The organism is Pseudomonas sp. (assembly GCF_026224925.1).
In the GTDB taxonomy this organism is placed as follows: domain Bacteria; phylum Pseudomonadota; class Gammaproteobacteria; order Pseudomonadales; family Pseudomonadaceae; genus Aquipseudomonas.
In genome coordinates this window covers 1-14,853 of sequence record NZ_JAMFRV010000365.1, presented here as the reverse complement: position 1 = coordinate 14,853, position 14,853 = coordinate 1, and the positions used below count along the sequence as shown (strand labels likewise).

Sequence of the window (14,853 nt, the reverse complement as noted above, 5' to 3'; positions counted from 1 at the left end):
TTACAAGCCAACATCAAAAGCAGTTATGCGCTGAGGCGGCTGGCTTGTATGGATACCTGCTTCTGGCCGACAGGCCGTAGGAGCGAATTCATTCGCGAAAGCAGCAAAGAACCGGCTCTTGATGCATCACTGTTGGGGCTAGGCTAGACGTTTGGTTGACCAGCAAACCCGCGAGGCAGTCGATGTGAACCTGGCATGGCTTTTAGTCGCTCGGTCCAGGAAGCGCGCCAATCGGTCGCGACGTGTGCCACTTTATTTTTGCGGGCGGCCCGGCGCTTGGCGTTGCGCTCGGTTCGTTGGGCGTCCTTGAACGCTTCGGTGTTGCGGCAGCTGCGGCATTTCACTCGCTTGAGTTCGTTGCTGGAAGACAGATTAGCGCCGTGGTGACCGCAAGCGAGGTGACCTGCGACTTTGAAGTGAATAGCCATCGAGTGATCTCCTTCGTGATGAACTCGGTGCGGCATCGCACCCGACGCGGCGAACCCTCGAACAGCCATGGCCGCTCTGAGGTCGCTTTATCACCGATCAGGGAACCCCCGGTTGTGGGTTGGTGTTCTTTATGCCAAGGACGCCGACCGGTAGCAAGCTCATGCAAATTCGACAATTACATGTACGCGTCGTTCGATTATCAAGACGGCGAGTATGTGGACACCCAAGCACGGACGACTGGGAGAAATGCCGCGGTTGATCTATCCCGACAACAGCAGCGCGCAACTGGGCACCATCCTGGTACACCCGATCCCTGAAGATACAGACTCGCAAATCGAAGGCCTTTGCGGCGAGGACATCACCACCGACGGCTGCGTTCTGCCTGATGGTTTTACGGGGCCTGTTTGATGAAGGCCCTGCGGGCCTGCTGTTTTACAAGCCAACATCAAAAGCAGTTATGCGCTGAGGCGGCTGGCTTGTATGGGCACCTGCTACTGGCCGATAGGCCGTAGGAGCGAATTTATTCGCGATTGGTTGCGCAGCAGTCGTAGGTTGGCAGAAGCGGTTTTTGGCCATTAAAGCGGTATCTACCGTTTGGGGAGCGCTTTGCGCTCCATCGCGGGCAAGCGCGCTCCTACAGTGGTTTTGGTCTGCCTTTGAGATTTGATGTGAATTGGATATCAAATTGCGGAAAAAAGGCCACGTATGGTGGGGCAAGCCCTTTTGGCGGGACCTTTTTTCGGTTCGGCGCCCCGACGTTTGAAAAAGGTTCTTCGCTGTAAAAGAGCGAAACCATACTTTAAGCAACCACGAACATTTTGCGGTTTATCAAGCTGTCGGTGTGATATCCCGTTCCACCGGTTCGGCATCAGGATCACGTCCCACCGGGAATTTGCCTTTGAGGTGCCAGGCGAAGGCGATGATCTCCGCTATGGTCTGGTACAGCGCTGCCGGAATGCTGTCACCCAGCTCCATGCGTGCCAGCAATTTGACCAACTCGGCGTTTTCGTAGATCGGAACTTCATACTCCCGGGCGATGGCCAGGATCGCTTCGGCCAGTTGGTCGTCGCCTTTGGCCGTGAGTGTCGGCGCATGCTGCCCGTCATAACTAAGGGCGATGGCTTGGCGCGGTGGGTGTTCGGTCTGGGTCATCAGGCAGTCTCGTCGATCCAGCGTTGTTCCAGGGCGGTGCGCTGGCCTTGAGGCGGTGTGCCTCGATGGCAGGCAAGTTCGCTGACGTTAATGCCCGACGCCACTAGGCGTTCACGCAAATAACCCAGTTCATTGGCAATCAACTCAGCACTTTCCGGGCGTTCAGCCCACAGCTGACTGGACAAGCTGCCGTGAGCCAACTGCGCCTGAACCTGTAAAGGGCCGAGCGGCTCCAAATCAAACGCTAACTCCACCCGCCATAACTTTTCTTTTGCCGGTTTGATCGGGTTGTCAGGTTTCTCGGCGGCCTCGTCCTTATCCGGGGTTTCTTCACGCTGGACCTTGACCTGCAACGGGACGATGTCCTGCAGGTTGCGCATGGGGATTTCCAGCTGCCAAGTCGTCAGCACGCCGCCGTCAGCGGTGGTGCGTGTTTGTTCCAGCCCGGAAAGCTGATGGCTTTGCAGGCGCGAAATCGCAGCTGCGGCAAGCTTCAATACAGTCTCAAGATCGTCAGCGTTTTCCGAGCCCAAGTAGCGCGATGGCAGTGGAAAGCTACTCGGATGAGCGCGCGCACTGACCAGCCCTAGCGTGCCAAGGGCGTTGCGGATAATGCTTGGCATGACCCGAGCCATGGTGTTGGCGACCGCTGCGGTGTCGTAATCGGTATTATCCGGTAGCTGAGGAAGAATCTGCGCAATCAGCCGCAACAGGTTGGCTTTCAAGTCGGGGGTCGAAGCAACATTTTGACCGCCGAGCAGGTTGGCTTCAAGAAACACGCCGCTGCCGCTCAAGGCTTGGGCGAGCATTTTCGGGTCACTCAATTGCCCAATGTCAGGCAGGTCCGCCAGCAACGTAGTGATGCTCGCTTGTAAGGCCGGTGGCAGGCTTGGATTTTGCTGCACGTTTTGCAGCACCTTGAACAGCCCATCCAGCGACCCTTGGCGGCTTTGTTGGGTACTGAGTTGCTGCGCCACCGCCATCTGATCCAGGCGCGTGCTCAACTGCACGAAGCTCAACGACTGCGGCCCTTGTACTTGCGCGTTGAGCTGGCTGCCAACAGTGAGCGGTTTAGGGCTGTCGACGGTCAGGGTGGTGCCCGCAAGTACGGTATTGATCAGGGTGATAATGTTGCGAAAAAGTGCCGGTTGACCCGCCGCTTGGGGCAGGGCCTGGCTGCTCTGCACGGTGCCTTGCAGCAAGGTGCCAACGGGCACTTGTTTGGTGTCGATGCTCAGCAAGCTGGCAACGGCATTACTCAAACTCTGCTGCACGGTAATGGCGAGGCTGGCTGGGGTGGGTTGCGATACCAACAAGCTGGCACCCACAGGCAATTGCTGCTGAGCGGTGGCCTGGACCAGGGTTTGGCTGCCGCTTGCCAGATTCAGTCGCAATAGCAACTGAAAGGCTTGATCGACCTGTTTTGCAGTGACCACTTCAGCCGTGACGGTCTCGCCCGTCGCCAATAGTCCGGCGGCCGGTTGCAGTAGTTTTACAACGTCGCTCGGCGAAACGCCGGCCTTGAGCAGCGCAACGGCAGGGGGTAGCGATGGAAGGCTGCTGATGTCGCCTGTCATTGGGGTTACAACCTGTCGAAATTGCCCTCTTTTAAGTAGGACATGACATGTATAATGCCGCCCCGTCTACGAGGGGGCGGATAAATATCCGTAGCCCATCCTTTCGAGTGGGGTGTTGATTCAAGCGTCATCAGTATAACGGCCGTTTTTTTGCCGACTTGAGAGTCCTCGATCACACAGTCCTTGATCCTAAAGCCCTTGACCCTAAATAGAAGGTCAGCCATGCCCAGTCCTCTTCTAGAAGCCGTGGCGCTTGCTTGCGAGCGTGACTGGCGGATGCTCTTCGAGAACCTCGAATTACGTCTGTCCGCCGGCGACATGCTGCAAATCAGCGGTCCGAACGGCAGCGGTAAAACTAGCCTGCTGCGTTTGTTGGCCGGGCTGATGCAGCCTACTGCCGGGGAAGTAAGGCTGAACGGCCTGCCCTTGGCGACGCAACGAGCTGAATTGGCGCGTAACCTTCTGTGGATCGGCCACGCGGCTGGCATCAAAGACTTACTGACGGCGGAAGAAAATCTCACATGGCTTTGTGCATTGCACCGTCCTGCCGAGCGCACCGACATTTGGCGAGCGCTGGAGTCGGTCGGTTTGCGCGGTTTTGAAGACGTGCCGTGTCACACCTTGTCAGCCGGCCAGCAACGCCGTGTCGCGCTGGCCCGCCTGTACCTTGATAGCCCTCCATTGTGGATTCTCGACGAGCCGTTTACCGCGCTGGACAAGCAAGGCGTCGCCCAGCTTGAACAGCACTTGGCCGCCCATTGCGAGCGCGGCGGTATGGTCGTCTTGACCACCCACCACTCATTGGGCCACTTACCTGAAGGTTATCGAGACATTGACTTGGGGCAGTGGGCTGTATGAGCCATGTGTTTACCCTGATGGTCGCCCGTGAAGCTCGTTTGCTGTTTCGCCGTCCGGCGGAATTAGCCAATCCACTGGTTTTTTTCGCGATAGTGATCGCTTTGTTTCCGCTGGCCGTCGGCCCGGAGACGCAATTGTTGCAAACCTTGTCTCCGGGATTAGTCTGGGTGGCGGCGTTATTGTCCGTCCTGCTCTCGCTTGACGGGCTGTTTCGCAGTGATTTCGAAGACGGTTCGCTGGAGCAGTGGGTCCTTTCGTCGCACCCCCTGGCCCTTCTTGTTTCAGCCAAGGTGCTGGCACACTGGATGTTTTCCGGCCTGGCGTTGGTACTATTGGCACCGTTGCTGGCGCTGATGCTGGGTTTGCCCAGCGCGTGCTTGCCAGTATTGTTGCTGTCGCTGCTCTTGGGTACGCCGGTTTTAAGTCTGCTCGGCGCAGTGGGGGCGGCATTGACCGTGGGTTTGAAGCGCGGTGGGTTATTATTGGCATTGTTGATTCTGCCGTTGTACATCCCTGTCTTGATCCTGGGCAGCGGTGCGTTACAGGCGGCGCTGCAAGGCATGCCCGCTACTGGTTACCTGCTTTGGCTTGGCAGCCTGACCGCTTTGGCAGTTACCCTGACACCTTTTGCAATAGCCGCTGGCCTGAAGATTAGTGTCGGCGAATAATTGAGGTTGGATCATCGCGACCGGAAGGCGATGATCAATAAAGACCCTGAAAGTACTGTGATGAAAGGCAGCATGATGAAAAGCAGCATCAGTTGGACCTGGTTCCACAAGCTGGGCTCACCTAAATGGTTCTATGGCATCAGTGGGCGCCTGTTGCCCTGGCTGAGCATCGCCGCCGTGTTGTTGATCGGTATCGGTCTGGTGTGGGGGCTGGCCTTCGCGCCGCCGGACTACCAGCAGGGCAACAGTTTTCGCATCATTTATATCCACGTGCCAGCGGCGATGGTTGCCCAGTCTTGCTACATAATGTTGGCGGTGGCGGGCGTGGTCGGGCTGGTTTGGAAAATGAAGATCGCCGATGTCGCGCTGCAATGCGCTGCTCCTGTCGGCGCCTGGATGACCGCCTTGGCGTTGGTTACCGGGGCCATCTGGGGCAAGCCGACCTGGGGTTCATGGTGGGTTTGGGATGCACGCCTGACCTCAATGTTAATCCTGTTGTTTCTATACTTCGGCCTGATAGCCCTCGGCAACGCCATCACTAACCGTGACAGCGCGGCAAAAGCGTGCGCAGTGCTGGCCATCGTCGGCGTGATCAACATTCCGATCATCAAGTATTCGGTGGAGTGGTGGAGCACCCTGCACCAAGGGGCGACCTTCAGCCTCACCAAAAAACCGGACATGCCTGCCGAGATGTGGCTGCCGTTGCTGTTTATGGTAGTGGGTTTTTATTGTTTCTTCGGCGCGGTGGTCCTGCTTCGCATGCGTCTTGAAGTGCTTAAGCGCGAAGCTCGCAGCAGCTGGGTCAAGGATGAAGTGCTGAAAAGCCTGAATCAAATTCCTGAGAAAGGGGTCGTACAGTGAGCTTCGACTCGTTCAGTGATTTTCTGGCCATGGGGCACCATGCCCTCTACGTCTGGTCGGCTTACGGCATTTGCCTGTCAGTCTTGACTCTCAACGTGGCGTTGCCGTTATTGGCCCGTCGACGTTACCTGCAACAAGAGGCGCGACGTCTGCGCTGGGAGAATCAGAAGTGAATCCGTTGCGTAGAAAGCGTCTGTTGGTCATCGTCGGAATACTGGCGGGGGTCGGCATCGCCGTGACCCTGGCTTTAAGCGCCCTGCGGGAGAACATCAACTTGTTCTATACGCCGACTCAGATCGCCAACGGCGAAGCCCCGGTTGATGCGCGTATTCGGGCTGGCGGTATGGTGGAGAAGGGATCGCTGCAGCGTTCCGGCGACTCACTGGACGTCAAATTTGTTGTCACCGATTTCAATAAGTCCGTAACCATCACCTATCGCGGCATTCTCCCGGACCTTTTTCGTGAAGGGCAGGGCATCGTTGCGTTGGGCAAATTGAACGCAAACGGCGTGGTAGTCGCCGATGAAGTGCTGGCCAAGCACGATGAGAAATACATGCCACCTGAAGTCAAAAAAGCGCTGCAGGACAGCGGCCAGTCGGCGCCTGCGTCGGCCTCCACGACCTCCTTTCCATCGAAACAGGGCTGACCCATGATTCCCGAACTCGGCCATTTGGCCATGATTCTGGCGCTGTGCTTTGCCATCGTGCAAGCCATCGTGCCGTTGATCGGCGCTTGGCGCGGCGACCGCCTGTGGATGAGCCTGGCCCAGCCGGCCGCATGGGGGCAATTTGCTTTTCTGGTGTTTTCTTTTGGTTGCCTGACCTACTCGTTCATGACCGATGATTTCTCGGTCGGGTACGTCGCCAATAACTCCAACAGCGCCTTGCCGTGGTACTTCAAATTCAGCGCTGTGTGGGGCGCGCACGAAGGTTCGTTGTTGTTGTGGGCATTGATCCTCGGTGGCTGGACGTTCGCGGTGTCGATCTTCTCCCGGCAACTGCCGCAAGTGATGTTGGCGCGTGTATTGGCCGTCATGGGCATGATCAGCGTGGGCTTCCTGCTGTTCTTGATCCTCACCTCCAACCCATTTTCGCGGATTCTGCCGCAAATACCGGCAGACGGTCACGACCTTAATCCGTTGCTGCAAGACATCGGCCTGATCGTGCATCCGCCGATGCTGTACATGGGCTACGTCGGTTTCTCGGTCGCCTTCGCATTTGCGATTGCCGCACTGCTCGGCGGGCGTCTGGACGCGGCATGGGCGCGCTGGTCACGACCATGGACGATCATTGCCTGGGCGTTTCTGGGTGTTGGTATCACGTTGGGTTCCTGGTGGGCGTACTACGAACTTGGCTGGGGCGGCTGGTGGTTCTGGGACCCGGTAGAAAATGCCTCGTTCATGCCATGGCTGGTCGGCACAGCGTTGATTCACTCGCTGGCGGTCACGGAAAAACGTGGTGTGTTCAAAAGCTGGACGGTGTTGTTGGCGATTGCCGCCTTCTCGCTGAGCCTGTTGGGCACCTTTCTGGTTCGTTCCGGCGTGCTCACGTCGGTGCACGCATTCGCGTCTGACCCAGCCCGTGGCGTGTTCATCCTGATCTTCCTGCTGACCGTAGTCGGCGGCTCGCTGACCTTGTTCGCATTCCGTGCGCCGGTGGTGAAAAGTCACGTGGGTTTCTCTTTGTGGTCACGTGAAACCCTGTTGTTGGGCAACAACCTGATTTTGGTGGTCGCTGCATCAATGATTCTGCTGGGGACCTTGTACCCGCTGGCGGTGGATGCGTTGAGTGGCGCCAAAATGTCGGTCGGCCCGCCTTACTTCAACGCCTTGTTCGTGCCGTTGATGGCGCTGCTGATGGCCGTGATGGCAATCGGTGTATTGGTGCGCTGGAAAGACACTCCAGTAAGATGGTTGGCGGGCATGTTGGCGCCAGTATTGGTCGGCAGTGCGGTACTGGCCGGACTCGCCGCTTTTGTTCTGCACGACACGCAGTGGGGTTCGCTGGCCGTCTTCATGCTGGCGGCGTGGGTCTTGCTGGCCGGTATCCGTGACATCCTCGACAAGACGCGTCACAAAGGTTTGATCAAAGGCGTTCGTGGCCTGACCCGCAGTTATTGGGGTATGCAGGTCGCCCACATTGGCATCGCTGTATGCGCGTTGGGCGTGGTGCTTTCCAGTTCAAACAGTGCTCAGCGGGATCTGCGCATGGCACCGGGTGACTCGTTGTACCTCGGCGGTTATGTGTTCCAGTTCGAGGGCGCCAAACATATTCAAGGCCCGAACTTTACGTCCGACCAAGGCACTATTCGTGTGCTGGAAGGCGGTAAACAAGTCGCGCTTCTTCACCCGGAAAAACGCTTGTACACCGTGCAGCAATCGATGATGACTGAAGCGGGTATCGACGCGGGTTTTGGTCGTGACCTTTACGTTGCCCTGGGTGAACCGCTGGACAACGGCGCCTGGGCTGTGCGCCTGCACGTCAAACCCTTCGTGCGCTGGATCTGGTTCGGCGGTTTGTTCACTGGGTTGGGTGGCGTGCTGGCTGCCACGGATCGCCGTTATAGAGTCAAGGTCAAAAGCAAAGTGCGTGAAGCGCTAGGCCTGGGGGCCACGGCATGAAGCGTTGGATTCTGTTAGTGCCGCTGGTGTTGTTTCTAGGGATGGCGGCGTTTCTCTACCGCGGCCTATACCTTGACCCAGCGGAGCTGCCATCGGCGATGATCGGCAAACAATTCCCGGCGTTTTCCCTGCCTTCGGTGCAAGACGGCAAGTTGCTTACCCAGGCCGACCTGCTAGGTAAGCCGGCCTTGGTTAACGTTTGGGGCACATGGTGTATCTCTTGCCGAGTAGAACATCCGGTGTTGACCAAACTGGCGCAGCAGGGCGTGGTGATTTACGGGATCAACTACAAAGACGTCAACGTCGATGCTCTGAAATGGTTGAAGGAGTTTCATAATCCCTACCAGATCAACATCAACGATGAAGCGGGTGGTCTGGGCCTGAATCTGGGTGTATACGGCGCGCCCGAAACCTTCCTGATCGACAGCAAAGGCGTGATTCGTTACAAGCACGTCGGGGTGATCGATGATGTGGTGTGGCATGAGCAACTGGCCGCCTTGTATCAAGGTCTGGTAGATGAGGCTAAGCAATGAAGCGTTGGTTAGCGGCTGCCGTTTTAAGTCTGGGTTTGGCCGGGGTAGCGCAGGCCGCGATTGATTCGTACGAATTTCGCGATGACGCCGAGCGCGCGCGATACGCCGAGCTGACCCGAGAGCTGCGTTGCCCTAAGTGTCAGAACCAGGACATCGCCGACTCCAACGCGCCGATTGCTGCCGACCTGCGCAAAGAGATTTACCGGATGCTGGGCGAAGGCCAGAGCAATCAGCAAATTATCGACTTCATGGTCGATCGCTACGGTAACTTTGTGCGTTACAAGCCGGCACTCAATTCTGGAACCTGGCTACTGTGGTTTGGCCCTGCTGCCTTGCTGCTGGGCGGTGTTCTGGTGATCGGCATCATCGTCACGCGCCGTCGCGGCCAGCGTGCCGAGGATGCAGACGTTCTTTCCGACGAGGAGCGTCAGCGCCTCGCCCACCTGTTGGATAAAAACCACGAATGATTGATTTCTGGCTAGCTGCCGGCCTGCTGTTGCTGGTGGCCCTGAGTTTCTTGTTGATTCCTGTTCTGCGTGGTCGCCGCGCTCAAAGTGAAGAGGACCGTACTGCGCTTAACGTTGCCCTGTATCAGGAACGTGTGGCCGAACTGGCGGGTCAGCAGGAGGAGGGCGTGCTCTCTGACGCGCAAATGGTTTCAGGCCGTGCCGAAGCTGCTCGCGAGTTGCTGGCGGACACTGAAGGCGCCGATGCCCCACGCACTGCGCGTCTGGGTAAATCATGGCCACTGTTAGCGGCGGTGATGGTGCCAGTTCTGGGGCTTGGGTTGTACCTGCATTACGGCGCCAGCGATAAGGTCGAACTGAGCCGCGAATTCGCTCAGGCACCCACCTCTTTGGATGAAATGTCCAAACGTCTGGAACGTGCAGTAAAAGCCCAGCCGGATTCGGCAGAAGGCTTGTACTTCCTGGCGCGTACTTATATGGCCCAAGACCGTCCGGCAGATGCGGCGAGTCTGTTTGAACGTTCGGTTGCGTTGGCGGGCCGTCAGCCAGAGCTGCTGGGGCAGTGGGCGCAGGCGCTGTATTTTGCGGGCAACAAGAAATTTTCGCCCCAAGTTGAAGCCCTGACCAGCGAGGCACTTAAGGCCGATCCAAAAGAAGTCACCAGCCTTGGCTTGTTGGGTATCGCCGCCTTCGAGGCGCAGCGCTATCAGCAAGCCATGGATTACTGGAACCGCTTGCTGGCGGTGTTGCCGGCAGATGATCCATCCCGCTCGGCATTGGAAGGCGGCATCGCTCGCGCTGCTGACAAGCTGGGCACAGGCGCTCAAGTAGCGGCTGCACCTGTTGCCCCGGTCAAAGCACCGGACGCAGCTGCGGTGCAAAGCAAACTGCCGGCACTGCTCAAGGTTCGGGTTGACCTCGCTGCGGCGCTTAAGGCTAACGTCCAGCCCGGCGACAGCGTGTTCATCTTTGCTCGCGCCACGTCCGGGCCGCCGATGCCGTTGGCGGTCAAGCGTTTGACCGTGGCTGACCTGCCGGCTGAAGTCGAACTGGCCGATGCCGACGCGATGATGCCGCAACTGAAACTGTCGAACTTTCCTGAAGTCCAACTGGTTGCTCGCATCTCACGCGCAGGCCAAGCGACCAAAGGCGAGTGGATTGGCCGCAGCACACCGTTGGCTAGCAGCACCACTGAGTTGCAAGCACTGACCATCGACAGTCCGGACCATTAAGAAGAGAAGACCATGAGCACCGTCGCGCGCGTTACCTTGTTGAGTCTGGTGTTGGGCTTGAGTGCATGTGCGGTGCAGCCACCGGCACCGCAAAGCAGCGAGCCCATTCCGCAGCAGCCCGGTACTTCAACGCCGAGCACGCGCTACAAATCTCCGCAGCCAACGCCGCAACGCCCGGCGCCGGCCGCACCACAAACCTCCGCACACTTCGCCCCGCCACCGGGCGGCAACTGCCACTGGGATTCAAAACTCGGGGTGTATGTACTTGAGGATCAAACCGACACCTTCTACCGCCAGCGTACTTATTACCGCTGGGCCAACGGCTGGAGCTGGTCAACCGCACGTAATGGACCGTGGCAGGATACCGATGCCAATGGCGTGCCGCCGGGGTTGAGCCGGCAGTTTGGGCACTGAGAGTTTACAGAGCGACGCCAAGCTCTCATTTCGTGGGACCGAATTCATTCGGGAAGGCGACAATGCGGTCCTTCAAACAGACCGCGCAGGCCGCTTCCCGAATGAATTCGGTCCCACAGAGTCTTGGCAAATTGCTGAATGCCGATTAGTTAGCTTCGGCTTTAACAGCCCGCCTTACTTGCCCGAATAAATCTGATCGAAAATCCCACCATCCCCAAAGTGGGTCTTCTGCACAGTACGCCAGTCACCGAAGGTTTTCTCTACCGATAGAAAGTCGACTTTCGGGAAACGATCAGCGTACTTGGCCAGCACTGCTGGGTCACGTGGACGCAGGTAGTTGGCGGCGGCGATTTCCTGGCCTTCGGGCGACCATAGGTATTTCAGGTATTCCTCGGCTGCGGCACGGGTGCCTTTTTTGTCGACGACCTTATCGACCACGCTCACCGGCGGTTCAGCCTCGGCTGACACGCTTGGGTAGACTACTTCGAACTGATCACGGCCAAATTCCTTGGCGATCATTTCGGCTTCGTTTTCGAAGGTCACCAATACGTCGCCAATCTGGTTGGTCATGAACGTTGTGGTAGCGCCGCGTCCGCCCGTGTCGAGTACCGGAACATGGTGGAACAGTTCGCCGACGAATTTTTTCGCGGCGGCTTCGTCGCCGCCATTTTTCAGCGTGTAGCCCCATGCCGACAGATAGGTGTAGCGGCCGTTGCCCGAGGTTTTCGGGTTAGGCACGATCACTTCAACCCCGTCTTTGACCAAGTCGTTCCAGTCTTTCAGGGCCTTGGGGTTGCCCTTACGCACGATGAACACCGTGGCCGAGGTAAACGGCGCGCTGTCGTTGGGCAGGCGTGTGATCCAGTTATCCGGCACCAGCTTGCCGTTGTCCGCCAAGGCGTTGATGTCGGTGGCCATGTTCATGGTGATCACGTCAGCGGGCAGGCCATCGATCACTGATCGGGCCTGTTTGCTTGAGCCGCCAAAGGACATCTGCAGGGCGATGTTTTCGTTGTGCTCGGCCTGCCAATGTTTCTGAAAGGCGCTGTTGTAGTCTTTGTAGAAGTCGCGCATCACGTCGTAAGAGACGTTGAGCAGGGCGGGGGCCGCCTGTGCTGTGCTGGCGAGCATCAAGCCTGCCGCCAACAGTGAGGCGCCAAAAAGTTTGTTCACGGCGAATTCCTTTTTCGAATTGTAGGTAACGATGAGTGGGAGCCCTACGGCTTAGTGCGCGCGACTATAGCCGGATGCACACGGGCCTTTAAATACCTAAAAGAGATTTCCTTATGCCTGTTCCTCAATTTTTGGGAACAGCGCGTTGCCGCAACGAGCGCAGAAAGATGCTTCGTTTTCATGGTTAGTCTTGGCGCACACAGGGCACTCATGTTCAAGCTGTCCCGCGCGCATGGCATTGGCCAGTTCAGCGGTGAAGATACCGGTGGGAACCGCGATAATCGAATAACCGGTGATCATCAACAGTGACGCCAGCATTTGTCCCGCTGGAGTCTTCGGTACGATGTCACCAAAGCCTACGGTGGTCACCGTGACAATGGCCCAATAGATACCCACTGGGATACTGGTATAACCGTTCTCTGGCCCTTCAATGACATACATAAGCGTGCCAAACACGATCACCAGGGTGGAGACCGTGGCGAGAAATACGATGATTTTTTGTTTGCTGCCGCGCAATGCTGACAGCAAGAAGTTGGCTTGCTTCAAGTACGGGCTGAGCTTGAGTACCCGAAAGATTCGCAACATGCGGATGATCCGAATGATCAGCAAATATTGTGCGTCAGCGTAATACAGCGAAAGAATTCCCGGCACAATCGCCAGCAAATCGACCAACCCGTAAAAGCTGAAGGCGTAGCGCAATGGTTTCGGCGAGCAGTACAAGCGCAGGGCGTATTCGATGGCGAATACGATGGTGAAGCCCCATTCTATGTAGGCAAAGAAGTCGATGTAATGCCGGTGAATACTGTCGATACTGTCAATGATGACGATGAACAGGCTCGCAAGGATGATCACTAGCAAAGTGGTGTCGAAGCGCCGACCCGCTACTGTATCGACCTGAAAAATGATGACGCGCAGCTGTTCCCGCCAGCCAGTGTTGCTGTCCATGAGCTCTTTCCGAAGTGAATATTCAGAGAGCCTGTAGGTTTCGGCTCACCAGTGCAACCTGTGATCGAATGTTGACCGTTGCATCAGACGGGCGCTGGCCTGAACCAGCCAGCAAGCGAGCACAAATGGCGCGGTTAGGGGCGGTAGGCCAACCTCGGAAAATCCGGGCTGCAAGAGGATCGCCAGGACGATGGCGCATGCCGGGAGCCAGGGTTTATCGCGCTGTCGACTGAAAGCGAGGCCAGCCAAAGCAGGGTTGTAACTGGCAAGGCCGAACAGCGCGCTGGACGGTTCGTTTTGCAAAATGGCCACAGCGATTCCGCCAACGCAACCGATAACAGCCCAGCAGGCAGCTCGGCGATCGGCGATGAGCAAACCTGCACCGATTAACAGCCCGGCCAAGGGCTGATCGAGCAAGAAGACTTGGCCCAACCCCTGGGGCAGGGCGTGCAGCAGCGTGCTGTTCAACGTATCGAGAGTGATGCTTTGTGGCGCAGCGCAAGCCAGCAGCAGCCAACTGAACAACACGAACGGTGCGGTGTAGGCTTTCAGGCATTGCGGGTTTGGGGTGCACCTCAGCCAGCGGTGGGTGAGCATCGCGCTCAAGCCGCCGCTCGCAATGATCAACAGCGGCAACAACGGTGACCACGGAAACTGCTTGCACAGCAACACGCCCAGGAGAACGCCGTTGTAGCTGTAAAGCCCAGCCTGACGCTCGACTTTGTCATAACCTCGCTGTTGGGCAGTGAGCAGGCCCGCCAGCGCACCCAACAACGGACCCGCGAGCAACGCCGGAGCAGTCAATAAAATCGCCACTAGGCAAAGCAGGCCGCAAAACGGATGGCGCTGCAGAAGCACTTGGCTGAAACCGTTGAGTATCGCTTCGGCCCAGTCTGGGCAAGAGGTAGGGTGCATAGGGTTTTGTGCCCAATTATTTTTATAGTTGTATACAGTTTTAAGTGCAGTCGAGTTTATTCACGACGGGATGGGATGGTCAAAGCATTTTTGAAGGAGGGTGAAGGATCGCTAATTTACTGTGGGACCGAATTCATTCGGGAAAGAAACACAGCGGTCTGTTAGACAGTCCGCGTCACCTTCTTCCCGAATGAATTCGGTCCCACAGGTTCTCGATTTTCCGCCGGCCCATCCCCAAACGCTGGCAATTTATTTATCCAGCTCGCACCCTTTGAGCACCAACCGAATAATGGTTTGGGCGGCAGCTTCGTAGTCGCTGTCTTCAAGTTTGGCCTTGCCGGTCACCGTGGAGATTTGCCAGTCGAAATCGGCGTAGGTCTGGGTCGCGGCCCAGATGGTGAACATCAGGTGATGCGGATCGAGCGGGGCGATCTGGCCGTTGTCGATCCAGGCCTGGATACATTCGATGTTGTGCTTTGCCTGCTGGTTAAGCTGGCCAACTTGCTCGGGGGTCAGGTGTGGGGCACCGTGCATGATTTCGCTGGCGAACACCTTCGAGGCGAAGGGCAGATCGCGGGAAATACGAATTTTCGAGCGGATATAACCGCTCAATACGTCAGCCGGTACGCCGTCGCGATTGAACGGCGTCGATGCCTGCAAAATCGGCTCGATAATGCTTTCGAGCACCTCACGGTAGAGGTTCTCTTTGGATTTGAAGTAGTAATAGACGTTGGGCTTAGGCAGCCCGGCCTTGGCCGCGATATCGCTGGTTTTGCTGGCTGCGAAGCCCTTGTCGGCAAACTCTTCACTGGCTGCGCTAAGAATCAGTTCTTTGTTTCGCTCGCGAATGCTGCTCATAAACCAGAGAATTCCTTGCCAGTGCTGGCGGTTGTCCATGGTAGCACCCGCTTTGCGGCAGGCTCAAGAATGCCCTGTACAGCTCGGCGTACTTGAGCTTGAAGGTATCTGTCACCAAGCTGAACAACATCTACACTTCACCCTGTGACGT

18 protein-coding genes are annotated in these 14,853 nt (G+C 57.2%); 11 read left to right on the top strand and 7 right to left on the bottom strand.

The annotated features are described in order from the left end of the window. Positions 1-143: 143 nt before the first annotated feature. A complete protein-coding gene (locus tag M0974_RS15930) occupies positions 144-428 on the bottom strand; it encodes a hypothetical protein (protein ID WP_297838586.1) in 285 nt (94 codons plus the stop codon). 214 nt (positions 429-642) lie between these two features. On the opposite strand from M0974_RS15930, the gene M0974_RS15925 reads away from it, so the two are divergent. Further along, positions 643-837, top strand: coding sequence for a hypothetical protein (locus tag M0974_RS15925; protein ID WP_297838585.1), 195 nt, complete (start codon positions 643-645; stop codon positions 835-837). A 420-nt stretch (positions 838-1,257) separates the two neighbouring features. On the opposite strand, the gene M0974_RS15920 is transcribed toward M0974_RS15925, so the two are convergent. Continuing rightward, positions 1,258-1,581, bottom strand: a complete 324-nt coding sequence (locus M0974_RS15920; RefSeq protein WP_297838584.1) for an EscU/YscU/HrcU family type III secretion system export apparatus switch protein — start codon at positions 1,579-1,581, stop codon at positions 1,258-1,260. Beyond that, positions 1,581-3,158 (bottom strand): flagellar hook-length control protein FliK, encoded by a 1,578-nt coding sequence (locus tag M0974_RS15915; RefSeq protein ID WP_297838583.1) that lies wholly within the window; start codon positions 3,156-3,158, stop codon positions 1,581-1,583. The genes M0974_RS15920 and M0974_RS15915 overlap by 1 nt, the downstream gene beginning before the upstream one ends. A 222-nt stretch (positions 3,159-3,380) precedes the next feature. Here M0974_RS15915 and ccmA point away from each other — a divergent pair, with 222 nt between their 5' ends. The 10 genes from ccmA to M0974_RS15865 all read left to right on the top strand — a co-directional run bounded on the left by ccmA (position 3,381) and on the right by M0974_RS15865 (position 10,811). Beyond that, complete coding sequence (gene ccmA / locus M0974_RS15910; protein WP_297838582.1) at positions 3,381-4,016, top strand: cytochrome c biogenesis heme-transporting ATPase CcmA; 636 nt, start codon at positions 3,381-3,383, stop codon at positions 4,014-4,016. Continuing rightward, the gene (gene ccmB, locus M0974_RS15905; RefSeq protein ID WP_297838581.1) at positions 4,013-4,684 is read left to right on the top strand and encodes a heme exporter protein CcmB; all 672 of its coding nucleotides are present in this window, start codon (positions 4,013-4,015) and stop codon (positions 4,682-4,684) included. Before ccmA ends, ccmB begins: the two co-directional genes overlap by 4 nt. Before the next feature lie 75 nt (positions 4,685-4,759). Next, a complete protein-coding gene (locus M0974_RS15900; RefSeq protein WP_297838587.1) occupies positions 4,760-5,545 on the top strand; it encodes a heme ABC transporter permease in 786 nt (261 codons plus the stop codon). Continuing rightward, on the top strand, positions 5,542-5,718 hold the full coding sequence (gene ccmD, locus M0974_RS15895) for a heme exporter protein CcmD (protein ID WP_297838580.1): 177 nt from the start codon (positions 5,542-5,544) through the stop codon (positions 5,716-5,718). The genes M0974_RS15900 and ccmD overlap by 4 nt, the downstream gene beginning before the upstream one ends. Then, on the top strand, positions 5,715-6,191 hold the full coding sequence (ccmE, locus tag M0974_RS15890) for a cytochrome c maturation protein CcmE (RefSeq protein WP_297838579.1): 477 nt from the start codon (positions 5,715-5,717) through the stop codon (positions 6,189-6,191). The genes ccmD and ccmE overlap by 4 nt, the downstream gene beginning before the upstream one ends. Before the next feature lie 3 nt (positions 6,192-6,194). After that, complete coding sequence (locus M0974_RS15885; RefSeq protein WP_297838578.1) at positions 6,195-8,165, top strand: heme lyase CcmF/NrfE family subunit; 1,971 nt, start codon at positions 6,195-6,197, stop codon at positions 8,163-8,165. Further along, positions 8,162-8,698, top strand: a complete 537-nt coding sequence (locus M0974_RS15880; RefSeq protein WP_297838576.1) for a DsbE family thiol:disulfide interchange protein — start codon at positions 8,162-8,164, stop codon at positions 8,696-8,698. Before M0974_RS15885 ends, M0974_RS15880 begins: the two co-directional genes overlap by 4 nt. Further along, a complete protein-coding gene (locus tag M0974_RS15875; RefSeq protein WP_297838574.1) occupies positions 8,695-9,165 on the top strand; it encodes a cytochrome c-type biogenesis protein in 471 nt (156 codons plus the stop codon). Before M0974_RS15880 ends, M0974_RS15875 begins: the two co-directional genes overlap by 4 nt. Then, entirely contained in the window at positions 9,162-10,397 is a 1,236-nt protein-coding gene (gene ccmI, locus M0974_RS15870) for a c-type cytochrome biogenesis protein CcmI (protein ID WP_297838572.1), read from the top strand. Before M0974_RS15875 ends, ccmI begins: the two co-directional genes overlap by 4 nt. A gap of 12 nt (positions 10,398-10,409) precedes the next feature. Next, entirely contained in the window at positions 10,410-10,811 is a 402-nt protein-coding gene (locus M0974_RS15865; RefSeq protein WP_297838570.1) for a hypothetical protein, read from the top strand. A 174-nt stretch (positions 10,812-10,985) separates the two neighbouring features. Here M0974_RS15865 and M0974_RS15860 read toward each other — a convergent pair whose 3' ends face one another. From M0974_RS15860 to M0974_RS15845, 4 genes are all read right to left on the bottom strand, one after another. After that, positions 10,986-11,984 carry a sulfate ABC transporter substrate-binding protein gene (locus tag M0974_RS15860; RefSeq protein ID WP_297838567.1) on the bottom strand — a complete coding sequence of 333 codons (999 nt, stop codon included), beginning with the start codon at positions 11,982-11,984 and terminating at the stop codon, positions 10,986-10,988. Between the two features lie 111 nt (positions 11,985-12,095). Then, the gene (locus M0974_RS15855; protein ID WP_297838564.1) at positions 12,096-12,929 is read right to left on the bottom strand and encodes an ion transporter; all 834 of its coding nucleotides are present in this window, start codon (positions 12,927-12,929) and stop codon (positions 12,096-12,098) included. A gap of 45 nt (positions 12,930-12,974) precedes the next feature. Further along, complete coding sequence (locus tag M0974_RS15850) at positions 12,975-13,844, bottom strand: urea transporter (protein WP_297838562.1); 870 nt, start codon at positions 13,842-13,844, stop codon at positions 12,975-12,977. A gap of 249 nt (positions 13,845-14,093) precedes the next feature. Next, positions 14,094-14,702 carry a TetR/AcrR family transcriptional regulator gene (locus M0974_RS15845; RefSeq protein WP_297838558.1) on the bottom strand — a complete coding sequence of 203 codons (609 nt, stop codon included), beginning with the start codon at positions 14,700-14,702 and terminating at the stop codon, positions 14,094-14,096. Positions 14,703-14,853 lie beyond the last annotated feature (151 nt).

Bases quoted from the DNA above. Each gene is read 5' to 3' on its own strand.
- M0974_RS15930 (WP_297838586.1), bottom strand. From the start codon at position 428: ATGGCTATTCACTTCAAAGTCGCAGGTCACCTCGCTTGCGGTCACCAC.
- M0974_RS15925 (WP_297838585.1), top strand. From the start codon at position 643: ATGTGGACACCCAAGCACGGACGACTGGGAGAAATGCCGCGGTTGATC.
- M0974_RS15920 (WP_297838584.1), bottom strand. From the start codon at position 1,581: ATGACCCAGACCGAACACCCACCGCGCCAAGCCATCGCCCTTAGTTAT.
- M0974_RS15915 (WP_297838583.1), bottom strand. From the start codon at position 3,158: ATGACAGGCGACATCAGCAGCCTTCCATCGCTACCCCCTGCCGTTGCG.
- ccmA (WP_297838582.1), top strand. From the start codon at position 3,381: ATGCCCAGTCCTCTTCTAGAAGCCGTGGCGCTTGCTTGCGAGCGTGAC.
- ccmB (WP_297838581.1), top strand. From the start codon at position 4,013: ATGAGCCATGTGTTTACCCTGATGGTCGCCCGTGAAGCTCGTTTGCTG.
- M0974_RS15900 (WP_297838587.1), top strand. From the start codon at position 4,760: ATGAAAAGCAGCATCAGTTGGACCTGGTTCCACAAGCTGGGCTCACCT.
- M0974_RS15885 (WP_297838578.1), top strand. From the start codon at position 6,195: ATGATTCCCGAACTCGGCCATTTGGCCATGATTCTGGCGCTGTGCTTT.
- M0974_RS15880 (WP_297838576.1), top strand. From the start codon at position 8,162: ATGAAGCGTTGGATTCTGTTAGTGCCGCTGGTGTTGTTTCTAGGGATG.
- M0974_RS15875 (WP_297838574.1), top strand. From the start codon at position 8,695: ATGAAGCGTTGGTTAGCGGCTGCCGTTTTAAGTCTGGGTTTGGCCGGG.
- ccmI (WP_297838572.1), top strand. From the start codon at position 9,162: ATGATTGATTTCTGGCTAGCTGCCGGCCTGCTGTTGCTGGTGGCCCTG.
- M0974_RS15865 (WP_297838570.1), top strand. From the start codon at position 10,410: ATGAGCACCGTCGCGCGCGTTACCTTGTTGAGTCTGGTGTTGGGCTTG.
- M0974_RS15855 (WP_297838564.1), bottom strand. From the start codon at position 12,929: ATGGACAGCAACACTGGCTGGCGGGAACAGCTGCGCGTCATCATTTTT.
- M0974_RS15850 (WP_297838562.1), bottom strand. From the start codon at position 13,844: ATGCACCCTACCTCTTGCCCAGACTGGGCCGAAGCGATACTCAACGGT.
- M0974_RS15845 (WP_297838558.1), bottom strand. From the start codon at position 14,702: ATGAGCAGCATTCGCGAGCGAAACAAAGAACTGATTCTTAGCGCAGCC.